We start from the raw sequence: 16,109 nt of genomic DNA on the forward strand, positions 1-16,109 counted from the left end.
CTTCTGCCTACAGGGGTTGGTAGGGGTCGTGGCTCTCGTGGTCGTCGGCACCGTCGGCGTCGTGGGCGTCGGAGGCGTCGCGAGCGCTGACGTGCGGCTCGCGCGACAGCTCGAGAGGTGGTTGGTGCTCGCCGGCGGAGTCGTCACGCGCGACAGGTAGCTCAGCCATGCATTGGCCTACGGCTATGGATCATGCAGTCATGCTCGGCGGACGAGAGACCGCTCGCTATCCAGCGGATACGTCAATTTTCACGACGCGTCGCCGAGGGTTTCCTCTTCGGCGAACACTCCGGCCTCCACCGCCTTGACCGCGAGCGCGGTCCGGGAGGTCACCTTCAGCTTGCGCATCGCCGCACGTAGCTGCTGATCCACCGTCGCCGGCGACTTGGCCAGGATCCGGCTGATCTCCCGGTTCGTCTTGCCGGCGACAACCAGTTGGACCACGTCGAGCTCGCGAGGGGAGAGCTGGTCGCCGTACCCTCGTCGGCCGCCGCGCCACAGTCGCGGAACCTCGGCGCCGTGTTCGCGAAGCCGCTGTGCGACACGGTCCGCATCGCCGCGGGCCCCGAGCCGGAACAGCTGCTCGTACTGCGCGGCCAGCAGCTCCCGGCCCGGTTCGATCCGGCCGTGCGCGATGAGCGCCTCGGCTTGCCGCTCGCGGGCGAGCATGGCGTCATACGGGCGCGGCAACGCGCTCCAGGCGCGCGCCGCCCGCTCGTAGGCCGTCGCCGCGCGGACGTGGTCTCCGGTTGCGGCGAGCAGCAGGGCGCGGCACACGGCGAGCGCGGCGCGCGGCGCGGGCGCCGTACGGCCACGCAGTCCTCTGGCGAACTGCTCGCCCAGGCGGGTCGCGGCCTTCACGTCGCCCGCGACGAGGTGCGCCTCGATCCGGGCGGGGACGAGGTCCGTCGCCCAGACCCAGATTCCCTTTCTCCGGACGGTGTCCATCGGCTCGTTCGTGACCTGCAGCGCCCGGCCGCTGTTGCCGTCCGCCAGCCACAGTCTGGCCAGCGCGGCGGCGGCCTCCATCGTGTCGTCGGCTGCGCCGAGACGGGCGGACTCCTCGAGGACCAGCCGGAACTGCTCCTCGGCGGCGCGCCGCCGTCCGGCCGCGGCGGCCAGCCGGGCCGCGAGGCGAATGCTGCCGAGGTAGTGCGCCGGCCGGTCCCGGTCGGCATCGGCGAGTGCCGCGCTCCGCTCCGCGAGACCATCCCACCGGCCGGTGAGCCACGCCAGGTTGGCCTGTTCGAGTCGGACGTTGTGCTGCAACCGGGACGCCTGCTCGGCCTCGGCAAGGCCCATGGCCACGGCGAGGTGTTCCTCCGCGTCGGCGTACCGGCCCCAGATCAGCGCGCCGGTCCCGACATTCGCGTGGATGCGGGCCACGTCGAGACGCTCCGCCGAGCTTGTGCCGTCGGTGGGCAGGCCGGCGACGACGTCCCAGGCCTCTTCCTCGCCGAGCATGAGCAACGCCGCGGCCCGGTTGCCGGCCAGGTTCAGCCGCTCCGCGGGGGAGTCGATGTCGGCGGCGAGTTCGGCGGCGCGGTCCAGCCAACGCCGGTGGGTCGACGCGGGCCACGGCCCCGCATAGGCCCATCCCAGGTAGGTCATCGCCCGAGCCGCCTCGACCGGGTCGTGGTCGAGGTTGGCCACCGCCTGCTCCAGCTCGCCGAGTGCGGCCTGCGGCTCACCCCCGGTGATCAGGAGCCGGCCGAGGGGGTTGCGGATCTCGGCCTGCTGGCGGGCGGACAGTCCGGGGGTGTCCAGGACCGAGCGCAAGGTACGGATCACGCGGTGGTAGACCTCGTCGACCGGTTCACGGCGGCCCAGCGCGGCTACCCCGGCGATGCGCGCGACTCGTGCCCGATCCGTCGGCGGCAACACCGCCCACGACAACAGGTCGACCAGCACGTCGACGGCCTTGGTGTGGTCACCCGAGGCCATGGCCAGCTCGGCGCTCTGCTCGGCGTACCGCGCCCAGGACTGCGTCTCGCCCGCCTCACGGAAGTGGCGGGCGAGACGTGCGACCGGCGGCGGATCGATGTCCTCCACGGCCCGGCCGGCCAGCAGGTGGAAGTGTTTGCGGTCGGTCAACGGGATCGCTTCGTAGACCGCCGTGGCGGCCAGCACATGCCGGAACCGCCAGCGGCCGCGGTCGTCTCCGTCGAGGATGCCGGCATTGGCCGCCTCCGCGACAGCGCCTCGACACGCATCCGGTGACAGACCGGCGGTCATCGCGATCGTGGCCACCGACGACCGCTCACCCAACGTCGCCGCGGCCCGCAGCACCTGCTGCGCCGCCGGCGACAGGCGGCCCACCCGCTCCCGGGTGGAGTCGCGCACCGTCGGCGGCACCTGCAGCTCGCGCAACTTCAGCCGGACCCACTGCCCGTCGCGGAAGACGAGGTCGGCACGGTCGCACATGAGGCGAACCGACTCCTCCAGCGCCAGCGGAACGCCACCGGTCCGCTCGTGCATGAACGTCGTGAACTCCTGCGATATCGGATTGCCGTCCAGCATCGAGGACACCAGCGCTGCCGTGTCGTCGGGTCGCATGGGCGCCAGGGCGATCCTCAGCTGGGTCACGCCAGCAGGCAGCCGGGATGTCAGCCGCAGCAACAGCGACCCGGCGTCCACCTCCTCCGGCCGGTAGGAGATCACGAGGCTCGGCCCGTCCGACTGCTGTCGGGAGGTGACGAACAGCAGGAACTCCAGGGTCACCTCGTCGGCCCAGTGGGCGTCCTCGAGCACGAGAACGTCGACACGCAGAGCCCGCAGCAGCTCGTCCAGGGCGCGGAACAGGCGATGCCGCGCCGCCTTCGCATCGTCCAGTGGCGGCAGTGCGGGCGGCAGGTCCGACGACCACTCCGGGAACAGGGGCCGTAACGCACCCGCAAGCTCGCTGAGCCGCAGCCGGGACACCGGCCGGTCGATCCCACGGAACGCGTCGACGACCGGCCCCAACGTCAGCGACTCGCGAAGCGGTGGGCACACCGAGACCAGGGCGGTGTGCTGGTCCGGCGCGGCCAACCACTCCCGCAGCAGTCGGCTCTTCCCGATGCCCGCCTCGCCCTCCACCAGCACGATCGCCGGTGGCCGGGCCAGGGCCCCCCGAAGCGCCGTCATCTCGCGGTCACGACCCACGAAATGCGGCGTGGAAACGGTCGGTGACGTCCGGTCGTCCTCTGGCGAGGGGTCGAGCATGCGTGATGATCTCTCTTCTCGCTGCTCGGCCGCAAGTGGCAGCGCGGCGAACGTGGCCCCGCGCTCGAGCGCCTACCGACGGGTGTCGACCGCGCGGGCCGCCGGCGGGGTGACGACGTCGCTCGGCGGTTGCGGTGTCGCGCGGGCCCGAGCGCGGTCAGTCAGGCCACGAAGTCGGGGGCGGGCCAAAGGCACGACGACCGGCCCGCACAGCCAGAGTGGCGAGGGCAGCGTTGGCGCCACCACCGATCACAGCGCCGATACCGAACGGTGCCACTCGACCGAGAACGATGATTCCCTGCTTGGTCCCGTACTTCGTGACGAAGTTCTTTCCCAGGATCCCGTTGATCTGACGCAACGTCTGGACAGGCACCTTGGCGACGACCTGACGTCCCCAGTGTTGCCCCGTACGCTCGGCGACCTTGCCGATGGTGGCAGAGCCGGATCCGCCGAGCATGATTCCCATGACGATCGTCCGTCGGCGCTCGGTCTCGTCGATGCGGACTCCGTGGACTTCGGCGATCGAGAGCGCGAAGAGCGCGCTCAGCTCAAGGGATGAGAGGGCCTCGCCGGCTGACAATGCCAGTGCAACGCCCGTGCCCACGCCGGGCGCCGCTGCAGTTGCTCCGACTGCGGCACCCGTTCCGGTCAAGGCGCTGATGTACATCCGCTCCAGATTGCGGATCACGTCTGCCGGTGTGGCCTCCGGGTTCCGCTGGCGGGCCCGGGCGATGTTCTTGCGCACCAGAGGGCTCTGCACGGCGATTGCCTTGTCCAGGAGGTCGAGGACTCGCTGCCCAGGTACGGCTGCTTCCGGAACCGGTCCGTCGAGGGCATCTGTTGCCATGCCTTGAACTCCTTGAATTGTCAGGTGCCAGCGGAGTCTCCCATTCGACCAGTCGAGCGGACCTTGCGCTAGATCGTCGATCGGTGGACGCGTTACTGGCCGTGTAGTCGACCCGGCAGCAGGGGGCTGAGCGTCTTACGACGGCGGAGCCCGGTTTTTTCGACTCTGCCCTCTGGACCACCGGTCGGTCATCGCGGGCATTTATCCCGCGGCGACCGTCGAACGTGCCTGCGGTTGCGCTGTTCCGCCTCGAGTCGAGCGTGACGAAGGGGGCCGGCTGTCCGTGGCCCGCTTCGCTGCGAGCATCGAACAGTTAGGTGCTCACCCTGCAAAGCATTCGGGCTGTTCATGCTGCCTGAACCCGGATAGGGTCCCCGCCATCGTCTCAGGCAGGAGGTTTCCGGTGGTCAGGAAGCGTGCGCTTCGCATTGTCGTCGGTCTCGCCGCACTCTCACTCGCCGTCGCCGGCTGTGGCCGCTCGACCAGCGGCCAGACGCCGCAGGCCGGTGCCTCCGCCTCGGCCGCCGCCGACGCCAAGGCGGCCGACCTGGTCCCGGCCGCCCTCAAGGAGAAGGGCGTCCTGCGGGTCGCCACCGCCGAGGGCTACCCGCCGATGGAGATGTACAAGGAGGGGACCCAGGACCTGATCGGCGTCGACCCGGAGCTGGCGGCGGCGATCGCCGGGCGGCTCGGCCTGAAGCTGGAGATGACCAACGCCAGCTTCCCCGGCCTGATCCCGGGTCTGCAGGCTGACCGGTGGGACCTGGCGATGTCCTCGATGAGCGACACCGAGGAGCGCCGCAAGGCCGTCGACTTCGTCGACTACTTCCAGGCCGGCGGCGCCATCATGGTGGCCAAGGGCAACCCGGCCGGGGTGAAGGACCTGGCGGACCTGTGCGGCCGCGCCGTGGTGCTCGCCAAGGGCAGCTCGAACCTCGCCATCGGCGAGAAGCAGAACACCTCGTGCGCCAAGAAGATGACGATCTCGCAGAGCGAGGACGCCCCGACCGGCCTGCTGCAGATCGACGCCGGGCGCGCGGTGGCCACCATCGTGGACTACCCGGTGGCCAAGATGCTGGCCACGCAGAGCGGCAAGTACGAGGTGCTGGAGGCCCAGTACGAGGCCGGCCCGTGGGGCATCGCGATCGACAAGAAGGACAGCCAGCTGCGCGACGCCGTCCAGCGGGCCCTTCAGGAGCTGATCGACTCGGGTGAGTACACCAAGCTCCTGGAGAAGTGGGGCGTGCAGGGCAGCGGCGTGCAGGCCGCGACGGTCAACGACCAGAAGTGAGTACACCGGTGGATACGACCGCCACGGGCCCGGCCTCGGCCGGGCCCGCCGGCCCGGAGGTGAACCGGATCAGCCACCCGCTGCGGCCGGGGCGCTGGCTGGCCGCCGGGTTGACCGCCCTGGTCCTGGCCTGGCTGGCCTGGACCATCGCGATCAACCCGAACCTGCACTGGGACATCGTCGTCAAGTACCAGTTCGACCGGGTGATCCTGGAAGGGCTGTGGGTCACCGTTCAGCTCACGGTCGCGTCGATGGCGATCGGTGTGGTGCTCGGCGTCGTCGTGGCGCTGATGCAGGTCTCGGACAGCCGGGTCCTGCGCGCCGGCGCCATGGCCTACGTGTGGTTCTTCCGTGGCACGCCGCTGCTGGTGCAGCTGATCTTCTGGTTCAACATCGCGCTGATCTTCCCGGAGGTCGGGCTGGGCGTGCCGTTCGGCGGCCCGAAGCTGATGACCTGGGAGACGAACACCCTGGTCACCGGGTTCGTCGCGGCGCTGCTCGGGCTCAGCATCAACGAGGGCGCCTACATGAGCGAGATCGTCCGGGCCGGCCTGCGCGCGGTCGACCCCGGCCAGCAGGAGGCCGCGGCCGCGTTGGGCATGTCCCGCATGAAGATCATGAGGCGGGTGGTGCTGCCCCAGGCGATGCGGATCATCGTCCCGCCGACCGGCAACCAGTTCATCTCCATGCTGAAGACCACCTCGCTCGTCTCGGTGATCGCCGGCGCCGACCTGCTCACCGTCGCCCAGCGGCTCTACCTGACCAACTTCGAGGTGATCGCCCTGCTCATCGTCGCCTCCTTCTGGTACCTGGTCCTCACCACCGTCGCCAGCGTCGGCCAGTACTACCTGGAACGCCGCTTCAGCCGCGGCTTCGGCACCACCGCGCCGGGAACCCTGCGCGGGCGCATCACCCGCAACCTGCGCTTCACCGGGAGCGCCCGATGACCCCGCCCATGGTGCAGTGCCGAGCCCTGCGCAAGAGCTTCGGCCGGCTGGAGGTGCTGCGCGGCATCGACCTGACCATCGAACGCGGCCGGGTGGTCTGCGTGGTCGGCCCGTCCGGCTCCGGCAAGTCCACCCTGCTGCGCTGCCTCAACCACCTTGAGGAGCCGCAGGCGGGCCGCGTCTACGTCGACGGCGAACTGATCGGCTACGAGGAGCGCGGCGGCCGGCTGCGGCCCCTGCCGGACGCCCGGCTGCGCCGCCAGCGCGAGTCGATCGGCATGGTCTTCCAGCGCTTCCACCTGTTCCCGCACCGCACCGCCCTGGAAAACGTGATGGAGGGCCTGGTCGCCGTGAAGGGCGTCCCCGCCGCCGCCGCGCGGCGGCGAGCCGCCGACCTGCTCGACCGGGTCGGACTGGCCGACCGCGCCCACCACTACCCGGCGCACCTGTCCGGCGGCCAGCAGCAGCGGGTGGCCATCGCCCGCTCGCTGGCCATGTCGCCGAAGCTGATGCTCTTCGACGAGCCGACCTCGGCGCTCGACCCGGAACTGGTCGGGGAGGTGCTGGAGGTGATGAAGGACCTCGCGGCCAGCGGCATGACGATGATCGTGGTGACCCACGAGATGGGCTTCGCCCGCGAGGTCGGCGACCACCTCGTCTTCATGGACGAGGGCCTGATCGTCGAGCAGGGCCCGCCCCGGGAGGTGCTCGCCGCGCCGCGGCACGACCGTACCCGCGCCTTCCTGTCCAAGGTGCTCTGATGGCCCGGCTGGACCTGCTGGTCACCGGCGGGGACGTGATCGACGGCACCGGCTCGCCGTCGCGCCCCGCCGACGTCGGGGTTCGCGACGGGCGGCTCGTGCTGGTGCCACCGGACAGCCGCACTCCCGCCGAGACGGTCATCGACGCGACAGGCCTCACCGTGACGCCCGGCTTCATCGACGTACACACCCACTCCGACCTGCTCGCCGGAGACGACGACCAGCGGGAGGTGCTGCGCCGCGCGCCACTGCTGCAGGGCGTCACCACGGAGATCTGCGGAAACTGCGGCATCAGCCCCTTCCCGGTCCCGCCCGAGCGCGCCGGACCGGTGCGGGAACTGATCGCCGCCACGTTCGGGCCACCCGCGTCCGCGTACGGGTCGTTCGCCGAATTCGCCGACGCCCAGAGCGTGGCCCGGCGCAACCACCTCGCCGCCCTCGTCGGCCACGGCACGCTGCGCGCCGCCGTGATCGGCTTCGCCCAACGGCGGGCCACCCCCGCCGAGATCCAGGCGATGTGCCACCTGCTCGACGAGGCCCTCGCCGCGGGCGCCGCCGGCCTGTCCACCGGCCTCATCTACTCCCCGGGCGTCAACGCCGGCACCGACGAGGTCATCGCCCTCGCGCGGGTCGCGGCCGCACACGGCAAGCCGTACGTGACCCACCTGCGCGACGAGATGTCCCACGTCGAAGCCGCACTCGAAGAGGCCATCGAGATCGCCACCGCAGCCGGGTCGGCGCTGCAGGTCTCCCACCACAAGACCGCCGGCCGGCGCGCCTGGGGTGCCACCGTCCGCACCCTCGCCCGCCTCGAACAGGCACGCGCCGACGGGCTCGACGTCACCTGCGACGTCTACCCCTACACCGCGGGCAGCACCGCCCTGCACGCCATGCTGCCGCCCTGGCTGATCGCCGACGGCGTACCCGCCATGCTCACCGCCGCCGCCGACCCTGCGGTCCGCGACCGGATCCGCCACGACCTGCTCGCCGGCGTTCCCGGCTGGGAGAACACCGTCGGCAACGGCGGCTGGGACCTCATCCGCGTCGCCTCCGCCCCGAACAACCCCGACGCCCAGGGGCACACCATCGCCGACCTGGCCGCCGCGCACGGCGTCGACCCCGTCGACTACGCCTGCGACCTCCTTGCAGCCGAACACGGCGACGTCACCATCCTCAGCCACTCCATGCACGAGGACGACGTCCGCCGGGTCCTGGCCAACCCGCTGACCATGCTGTGCTCCGACGGCGTACCGAAGGGGGGCCGCCCCCACCCGCGGTGGGCCGGCAGCTTCGCCCGGGTGCTCGGCCACTACGTTCGCGACGTGGGATTACTGGACCTGCCGGGGGCGGTGCACAAGATGACCGGGATGCCCGCGGCCCGCTTCGGCCTGCGCGACCGCGGGCTGCTTACCGACGGGTACGCCGCCGACCTGGTCGTCCTCGACCCGGAGCGAGTCGCCGACGGCGCCACCTACGAAGATCCCCTCGCTCCGCCGCACGGGGTGCGGTGCGTGCTGGTCGGCGGCCGGGTCGTCGTGGGCGGCGGCGAGGTCACCGACGCGCGGCCGGGCCGGGTGCTGGCCGTACCCGATCGGCAGGCCGGCATGCCGGGGCGGCCATGAGCCCGGCGGTGCGCATCGGGGCGATGGTGCGGCGCCTCGACGACGGCCACACCCTCTCCACCGACCCCGACCTGATCCTGCCGCTGGCCAGCGTCGGCAAGGTGCTGCTCCTCGCCGAGGTCGCCCGCCGCCTCGCCGACCGGACCCTCGCCGCGGACCAGCCGGTCGAGCTGCTCGACGCCGACCGGGCGCTCGGCGGCACCGGCCTGCTCGGCCAGCTGTCACCCCGATGGTGGACGGTCGCCGACCTGGCCACGGCCGTCGCCACGGTCAGCGACAACGCCGCCACCAACGCCCTGCTGCGACTGGTCACCCTGGGCGCCGTGCAGGACCTCGCCCGCGACGCCGGGCTGCGCGATACCACCGTGCACGACCGGATCCGCGCCGAACGCGGCCCCGGCGTGCCGGAAACCTTCGCCACCGGCACCGCCGGAGAACTCTGCGCCTTCCTCACCGACGTGGCGAAGGGGACCTGGCAGAGCCCGCAGGCGTGCGAGCTGCTGCGCGGCTGGCTCGCCGGGAACACCGACCGCACAATGGTCGCCGACTCGATCGGCCACGACCCCTGGTCCGGCGAGGGCGTCCGGGTGGAGAACAAAACCGGAACCGACACCGGGGTACGCGCCGACACCGGCATCGTGTCCGGCCGGCACACCGTCGTCTACGCCGTGATCGCCGCGTTCCCGCCGGGGGAGGAGCGGGCCGCCGTCGCCGAACTGCGCCGCTGGGGTGCAACAGTCGACCGGCTCGCCGGACCCCACCGCTCCGACAACTCCTGACTCAGCGTCGCCGCCGCGCCGCGCAGCCGCTCGACGAAACTGCCGACCACCGGGTTGGGGTTGCCGGAACGCAGCGCCACGCCGATCTCCCGGTACAGCTTGGCGTGGGCGAGCTGCCGCACCGCCACCTCGCCCGGGTTGCGCAGGCCCAGCGACGGCACCAGCGCCACCCCGACACCGGCCCGGACGAGGCCCAGCACCACCTCGTAATGGTCACTGCGGCAGCGGATCCGCGGCGCGAAGCCCTCCGCCCGCGCGGCCAGCTCCAGCACCGACACCTCGCCCTGCACGCCGAGGGTGGTGATCCACGGTTCGGCGGCGAGGTCGGCGAGCCGCAGCCGCCGCCGGCGGGCGAGCGGATGATCCGGAGGAAGCACCACCAGCTGCGGGTCCACCATCAGCGGCTCGACCTTCGCGTACGGCGATTCCTCAGCCGGGCTCAGCGGGTGGTCGAAGACCACCACCAGATCCAGCTCACCCTGATGCAGGCGGGGGAGCAGCTCGTGCGGCTGCCCCAGGATCAGCGCCAGCTCGACCTGCGGATGGTCCCGGGTGAAGCTCGACAGGGCGCGCGGCAGCAGTTCGGTGCCGGCGGTGGCGAAGAACCCGATCCGCAGCATTCCCTGGCGGCCCTCGCCGTGTGCGGACAGCTCGTCGCGGGCCGCCGACATCAGATCGGAGATCTGCTGCGCGTAGTCCGCCAGGCGCTGGCCCGCGACGGTGAGCCGCAGGCTGCGCGGCCCCCGGTCCACCAGCGCCACACCGGCCTCCTGCTCCAACGCGGCGAGCTGGTGGGAGACCGCGGACGGGCTCAGCGCAAGGCGCTCCGCGGCGGCGACGATGGTGCCGTGGCGGGCGATCTCCAGGATGACCTGCAGGCGTGCGGTGTTGAACATCGGCGGGTTGCCTCCCAGGGTCAGGACCCGGCCCGCGTCCCCGGGAAGCGGTGGCCACACCGTAGCGCGCCTCTTGACGGTGTACGGCGTACACCCTAACGTCATCCCTGGGTGTACGACGTACACCGCGTGCCATGGCCGGCTGGCCAGTGGATGAAGGGATCTACCATGACCTCCTCGGCCAAGCGAGAGTGGCTGGTACCCGCCGGCCTGATCCTGCTCAGCGCGGTTCCCGTGATCGCCGGTGCCGCCCGGACCGCCGAACTCGCCGGCGGTGCGGCCGTCACCTCGGACAACGCCCGGTTCTTCGCCTCGCCCGTACCCGTGCTGGTGCACATCGTCGGCGCCAGCCTGTACTGCCTCGTCGGGGCGTTCCAGTTCGCCCCCGGCCTCCGGCGCCGCCGGCCCGGCTGGCACCGCCTCGCCGGACGGTTGCTGATCCCGTGCGGGCTCGCCGCTGCGCTGTCGGGCCTGTGGATGACGCTGTTCTATCCCCGACCGCCGATCGACCACGTGCTGGTGACCCCGATGCGGCTCGTGTTCGGTACGGCCATGTTCTGCTGCATCGTCCTCGGCCTCGCCGCCATCCGGCGGCGGGACATTCCCCGTCACCGCGCCTGGATGGCCCGCGGCTATGCCATCGGTCTCGGTGCGGGCACCCAGGTTCTGACCCACCTTCCCTGGATGCTGCTGGTCGGCCAGCCGAGCGGGGTCGGCCGGGCACTGCTGATGCTCGCCGGGTGGGTGATCAACCTGGCCGTCGTCGAATGGGCGCTGCGCGGGCGACTGACCAAGCCGACCCGGAGGATCCAGATCCTCGCCGACGCTCCCGCCGGCGTGGTTGCCAGCCAGTGATGGGGACGCGAGGTGTTCGGACGCGATCCGGGCGCGGCCTGGGAGGCGTCACGAGGCGCGCGGCAGCGTGAGCCAGTCCTACCAGGAGACGTCGCGGCCCAGGTAACGGGGCTGCTGGAAGGCCCAATCGGCGGCGATCCACTACGGCACCAAGGCGTCGAGCGCGCAGCCCAGGATCACCATCTCCTCCTCGTCCAGCACCGGGTGGCCCGCAGCTTGCGCATGTTGCAGCACCGCGCCAAGGCGGTGTCACCTGAGCCGCCGCTGAGGGCGACCCAGCCTGGTTCTGCCATGGGCACCCGGTAGGGCAGCCAGGCATGCGACGACGCCTGTCTGCATCGTGAGGATCGGCCGCTCCACCGTGTCCGGAGCCGTAGTGAGTTAACGATTTCCCACCGGTGCCGATCACCTCTGGCCGTGCCAGCACCCGCGTTTACCAGGCGATACGACAGCATGCCAGCGTGCATGCTCGCACCCGACAGGGGAAGACGCGGACGCATCGGTCTTGATTCGGAAATCGATTGCTGAAACAGTGGCGCCATGAAGGTTGCGGCCGTCCTGGGCGTCGACATCGGCACATCGAGCAGCAAGGGCGTCCTCGTCGACACCGACGGCCGGGTCGTTCGCTCGGCGACCCGGTCGCACGAGGTGAGCCGCCCGCGACCGGGCTGGGTGGAGATGGACGCCGACGTCTGGTGGCAGGAGTTCGTCGCGCTCAGCCGGGAGCTCCTCGCACCGGGCGACGCCGACGTCGTCGCCGTCGGCGTGAGCGGCATGGGACCGTGCGTGCTGCTGACGGACGCCGCAGGCATCCCGCTGCGTCCGGCCATCCTCTACGGCGTCGACACCCGCTCGACCCAGCAGATCGCCCGCCTCACCGAGCGTTTCGGCGCGGAGGAGATCCTCCGCCGGTGCGGCTCGGCGCTGTCCAGCCAGGCGGCGGGCGCCAAGGTGGCCTGGGTGGCCGACAACGAACCGGAGTTCTTCGCCCGGGCCCGACGGCTCTTCATGCCCAGTTCATGGCTCGCGTGGAAACTCACCGATCACTACGTGCTCGACCAGCACTCCGCAAGCCAGTGCACACCGCTCTACGACACCGAGAGCCAGGACTGGTACGCGCCGTGGGCCACGGAGATCGCACCCGACCTGGACCTGCCACCGCTGCGCTGGCCCGGCGAGGTGGCCGGGACGGTGACCTCGCGCGCGGCGGCGGAGGCCGGCCTGCCGGCGGGCGTCCCGGTGATCACGGGCACCATCGACGCCTGGTCGGAGGCGATCAGCGTGGGCGCCCAAGGCGTCGGCGACCTGATGCTGATGTACGGCACCACCATGTTCCTCGTCCACACCGTCACGGCCCGCCTGACGAACCCGTCGCTGTGGGGCACGGTCGGCGCCCTGCCCAGGACGCGGAACCTCGCCGGCGGCCTGGCCACCTCGGGCGCGATCACGGCGTGGCTCCGCGAGCTGTTCGGCTCACCGGACTATCCCGAGCTGCTCCGGCTGGCCGAGGCCTCCGGCCCGGGCGCGCAGGGGCTGCTCCTGCTCCCGTACTTCGCGGGGGAGCGCACGCCCATCCTGGATCCGCGGGCCCGCGGCTTCGTCGCCGGCCTCACCGTCTCGCACACGCGCGGGGACCTGTACCGCGCCGCGCTCGAAGCGACCGCGCTCGGCGTACGCCACAACATCGAGACGATCGAGGCGAGCGGTGGCGACATCCGACGGGTCGTGGCGGTCGGCGGCGGCACCCAGGGCGGGCTGTGGACCCAGATCGTCTCGGACGTCACCGGGCGTGCCCAGGTCATCCCGTCGCAGACCATCGGCGCGAGCTACGGAGCGGCGTTCCTCGCCGCGCGGACCGGGTGGCCCGCATCGATCGAGGCATGGAACCCCGTCAAGGAGATCCGGCAGCCCCGGGCCGAACTGGCCGCGGACTACGACGAGCTCTACGAGCTGTACCGGGAGCTGTACACGAGTTCCAAGCGGGTCGCGCACGCGCTCGCTGCACGTCAGGACCGTCTGATGGCCGCCGGCGCGCCGGCGGTCAGCGACACCCCACGCACCGAAGGAGTCGCCCCATGACCCGTTACCCGCTGCCCGTGCTGGCCGAGCCGCCCGTCGCGGCGCCCGGCACCGTCTACACGGTGGCCAGTGGCGATCTCCGGCCCCGCGCGAACGTCACGTGCTGGCCCACTCAGCAGCAGCTGGAGGCCGACCTCACGGCCGCGGTCAACGCGCTCGGCTGGAAGGTCGAGCGTGGCCACGCGTTCGACCCGGACAAGGGCCACGGTTTCATCGACAGCCAGCGGGCCGGGATCGAGGTCTTCAAGGGCATCCCGGTCGACGCGCCGCTCATCGTGGTCGAGGCGGTCTGGCAGTACAGCCACCACGTCCTGGCCGGCCTGCGCAGCCACCGGGGACCGATCCTCATCGTGGCCAACTGGAGCGGCGAGTTCCCGGGACTGGTCGGCCTGCTCAACCTCACGGCGAGCCTCACCAAGGCGGGCGTGGCGCACTCCGCGCTGTGGAGCCGGGACTTCACCGACGACTGGGCGGTCAGCGGGCTGCGCACCTGGCTGGAGACCGGCGAGCTGCGCCACGACACCAGTCACGTCCGCGATCTGTCCACCCTGCCGGATGACGCGGAGGTCGAGCTCGGTCGCGCCCTGGCGGCGCAACTGGCCCGGGAGAAGGCCATCATCGGCGTCTTCGACGAGGGCTGCATGGGTATGTACAACGCGATCTTCGACGACGAACTGATCAACCCGCTGGGCATCTACAAGGAGCGGCTGTCGCAGAGTGCGCTGGTCGCCGAGATGGCACGGGTCCCCGACGAGGAGGCCCACGCGGTCCGCCGCTGGCTGGACGAGGCCGGGTTGACCTTCCACACCGGCACCGACGAGGCGACCGAGCTCACCGACGCCCAGCTGACGAGCCAGTTCAAGATGTACATCGCCGCTCTGCGCATCGCCGACGACTTCGGCCTGGACGCGGTCGGCATCCAGTACCAGCAGGGGCTGAAGGACACCGTCCCGGCCAGCGACCTGGCCGAGGGGCTGCTCAACAACGTCCAGCGGCCACCGGTACGCAGCCGCGACGGCAGCCGCGAACTGTACGCGGGCGCGCCGCTGCCGCACTTCAACGAGGTCGACGAGGGGGTGGCCGTCGACTCGTTGATCACCAACCGCATCTGGACCGCCATGGGCCTGGACCCGGCCACCACCCTGCACGACATCCGGTGGGGGGAGACCTACGGCGACGACTTCGTCTGGGTGTTCGAGATCTCTGGCTCGGTGCCGGCGTCGCACCACGGCGGGTACGACAAGTCGTACAGCATGCGGCAGCCGCCGATGTTCTTCCCGCTCGGCGGCGGCACCCTGAGCGGGGTCTCCAAGCCAGGCGAGATCGTCTGGTCCCGGGTGTTCATCATGGACGGCGGGCTGCACGTCGACCTCGGCCGCGCGACCGTCGTCGAGCTTCCGGAGGAGGAGACCCGGCGCCGGCTGGAGGCCACGAACCCGCAGTGGCCGATCATGCATGCCGTGCTGCACGGGGTCGGTCGCGACCAGCTGATGGCCCGCCACAAGGCCAACCACGTGAACGTCGCCTACGCGCCGGACGCGGAGACCGCCGACCGGACACTGCGGGTGAAGGCCGCCATGTTCGCCGAACTCGGCGTGCAGGTGCACCTCTGCGGCGACGTCAACCTTTGAGTTGGCGCTCGGCGACCCGGCCGGTCCGCAAGTCCGGCCGGGTCGCCGGGCCCGCGTGCCGGCAGACGGTCAGCTCGGGCGGGTGGAGCTGTCGCGCACCTGGAGCCCGGTGCTGAGCGTGACGGTCGACGGCAGCCGCGACGGGTTGGCGATCCGCTCGGTGAGCAGGCCGGCGGCGGCGCGTCCCAGGTCGTACGTCGGCTGCGAGACGGTGCTCAACGACGGCCGGACCAGGTGTGCCCACGGAATGTCGTCGAATCCGACGACCCCGACCTCGTCCGGCACCCGGATGCCGCGGTCGACGAGGCATTCCACGGCGCCCACGGTCATCAGGTTGTTCGTGGCGAAGACGCTGTCGGGCGGGTTGTCGCTGTCGAGCAGCGAGGCCATGGCCCGGTAGCCGCCCTCCTCGCGGAAGTCCGCGTACCGCACCAGGGCGTCGGTGACCTCCCGTCCGCGTTCCCGCAGCGCGCGCTGGTAGCCCCGGAGCCGCTGGGCGGCCGTGGAGATCCGGCGGGGGCCGGTGATGCAGGCGACCCGCTGATAGCCGTTGTCGAGCAGGTGCGTGGTCGCCAGCCCGGCACCGTGCACGTTGTCGACGAGCACCGTGTCGATGGTGACGCCGCGCAGCTGACGGTCGATCGCCACGACCGGGATGCGGGCCTCGAGGAGCCGGTTGATCACCGTCGAGCGGCCCGACGTGGAGATGATGACGCCGGCCATACGTTCGGCGAGGACCGCCGCGATGTACCGGGACTCCTTCTCCGGGTCCTCGTCGGTGTTGCACAGGACCACGGAGTAGCCGGCGCTCTGCGCGACGTCCTCGACCCCACGCACCATGGAGGTGAAGAAGGGGTTGCCGATGTCGGAGATGATGACCGCCCAGAGGCTGGTCTGGCTCAGGCGCAGGTTACGGGCGACCGCGTTGGGGCGGTAGTCGAGGTCCTGCATCGCCTGGTGCACGCGTGCGGCCATGACTGGATCGACGGTGGTGCGGCCGTTCAGCACCCGCGAGACCGTCGCGGGGGAGACCTGAGCCTGCCGCGCCACGTCGTAGATCGTCGCCATTCGCCTCCATCCGGTGGATTCCTACGATGACAAGCCCGGGAACGGGTGCCCGATCCCCGCACCGGCGTCGGTGCGGGGACTGGGCATCTTACGGGCGGAAAGTGACGGATTAGTCACGGGCGTCCGCGC

General features: G+C 71.4%; 13 protein-coding genes. 8 read left to right on the top strand and 5 right to left on the bottom strand.

Features of this window, described 5'->3' with window-relative positions; all coding sequences use genetic code 11:
* Positions 1-7 precede the first annotated feature (7 nt).
* The 3 genes from GCE86_RS08405 to GCE86_RS08415 form a co-directional block, all read right to left on the bottom strand.
* Positions 8-169, bottom strand: a complete 162-nt coding sequence (locus GCE86_RS08405; protein WP_154226417.1) for a hypothetical protein — start codon at positions 167-169, stop codon at positions 8-10.
* Between the two features lie 80 nt (positions 170-249).
* The gene (locus GCE86_RS08410; RefSeq protein WP_239542685.1) at positions 250-3,126 is read right to left on the bottom strand and encodes an ATP-binding protein; all 2,877 of its coding nucleotides are present in this window, start codon (positions 3,124-3,126) and stop codon (positions 250-252) included.
* Positions 3,127-3,361: 235 nt separating this feature from the next.
* Positions 3,362-4,051 carry a hypothetical protein gene (locus tag GCE86_RS08415; protein ID WP_154226419.1) on the bottom strand — a complete coding sequence of 230 codons (690 nt, stop codon included), beginning with the start codon at positions 4,049-4,051 and terminating at the stop codon, positions 3,362-3,364.
* A gap of 403 nt (positions 4,052-4,454) precedes the next feature.
* Between GCE86_RS08415 and GCE86_RS08420 the strand changes: the two genes are divergently transcribed.
* From GCE86_RS08420 to GCE86_RS08440, 5 genes are read left to right on the top strand one after another with little or no spacing between them, the layout of a single operon-like run.
* Positions 4,455-5,342, top strand: a complete 888-nt coding sequence (locus GCE86_RS08420; protein WP_204342190.1) for an ABC transporter substrate-binding protein — start codon at positions 4,455-4,457, stop codon at positions 5,340-5,342.
* Between the two features lie 8 nt (positions 5,343-5,350).
* Positions 5,351-6,289 (top strand): amino acid ABC transporter permease, encoded by a 939-nt coding sequence (locus GCE86_RS08425; RefSeq protein WP_244317231.1) that lies wholly within the window; start codon positions 5,351-5,353, stop codon positions 6,287-6,289.
* On the top strand, positions 6,286-7,050 hold the full coding sequence (locus tag GCE86_RS08430; protein ID WP_275587145.1) for an amino acid ABC transporter ATP-binding protein: 765 nt from the start codon (positions 6,286-6,288) through the stop codon (positions 7,048-7,050). The genes GCE86_RS08425 and GCE86_RS08430 overlap by 4 nt, the downstream gene beginning before the upstream one ends.
* Complete coding sequence (locus GCE86_RS08435; RefSeq protein ID WP_154226420.1) at positions 7,050-8,672, top strand: N-acyl-D-amino-acid deacylase family protein; 1,623 nt, start codon at positions 7,050-7,052, stop codon at positions 8,670-8,672. The genes GCE86_RS08430 and GCE86_RS08435 overlap by 1 nt, the downstream gene beginning before the upstream one ends.
* The gene (locus tag GCE86_RS08440) at positions 8,669-9,451 is read left to right on the top strand and encodes a serine hydrolase (RefSeq protein WP_154226421.1); all 783 of its coding nucleotides are present in this window, start codon (positions 8,669-8,671) and stop codon (positions 9,449-9,451) included. Before GCE86_RS08435 ends, GCE86_RS08440 begins: the two co-directional genes overlap by 4 nt.
* Here the strand turns inward: GCE86_RS08440 and GCE86_RS08445 are convergent.
* On the bottom strand, positions 9,334-10,347 hold the full coding sequence (locus tag GCE86_RS08445; protein WP_154226422.1) for a LysR family transcriptional regulator: 1,014 nt from the start codon (positions 10,345-10,347) through the stop codon (positions 9,334-9,336). The two genes, GCE86_RS08440 and GCE86_RS08445, sit on opposite strands and share 118 nt — an antisense overlap.
* 168 nt (positions 10,348-10,515) lie before the next feature.
* On the opposite strand from GCE86_RS08445, the gene GCE86_RS08450 reads away from it, so the two are divergent.
* The 3 genes from GCE86_RS08450 to GCE86_RS08465 all read left to right on the top strand — a co-directional run bounded on the left by GCE86_RS08450 (position 10,516) and on the right by GCE86_RS08465 (position 14,912).
* Positions 10,516-11,202 carry a DUF2306 domain-containing protein gene (locus GCE86_RS08450; protein ID WP_154230399.1) on the top strand — a complete coding sequence of 229 codons (687 nt, stop codon included), beginning with the start codon at positions 10,516-10,518 and terminating at the stop codon, positions 11,200-11,202.
* 540 nt (positions 11,203-11,742) lie between these two features.
* Positions 11,743-13,281: an FGGY-family carbohydrate kinase gene (locus GCE86_RS08460; RefSeq protein ID WP_154226423.1), complete on the top strand. Its 1,539-nt coding sequence runs from the start codon at positions 11,743-11,745 to the stop codon at positions 13,279-13,281.
* The gene (locus tag GCE86_RS08465) at positions 13,278-14,912 is read left to right on the top strand and encodes a fucose isomerase (RefSeq protein ID WP_154226424.1); all 1,635 of its coding nucleotides are present in this window, start codon (positions 13,278-13,280) and stop codon (positions 14,910-14,912) included. The genes GCE86_RS08460 and GCE86_RS08465 overlap by 4 nt, the downstream gene beginning before the upstream one ends.
* A gap of 69 nt (positions 14,913-14,981) precedes the next feature.
* Here the strand turns inward: GCE86_RS08465 and GCE86_RS08470 are convergent, their stop codons facing one another.
* Positions 14,982-15,980 carry a LacI family DNA-binding transcriptional regulator gene (locus GCE86_RS08470; RefSeq protein WP_154226425.1) on the bottom strand — a complete coding sequence of 333 codons (999 nt, stop codon included), beginning with the start codon at positions 15,978-15,980 and terminating at the stop codon, positions 14,982-14,984.
* Positions 15,981-16,109: the final 129 nt, after the last annotated feature.

Source organism: Micromonospora terminaliae, from assembly GCF_009671205.1.
GTDB lineage: Bacteria > Actinomycetota > Actinomycetes > Mycobacteriales > Micromonosporaceae > Micromonospora > Micromonospora terminaliae.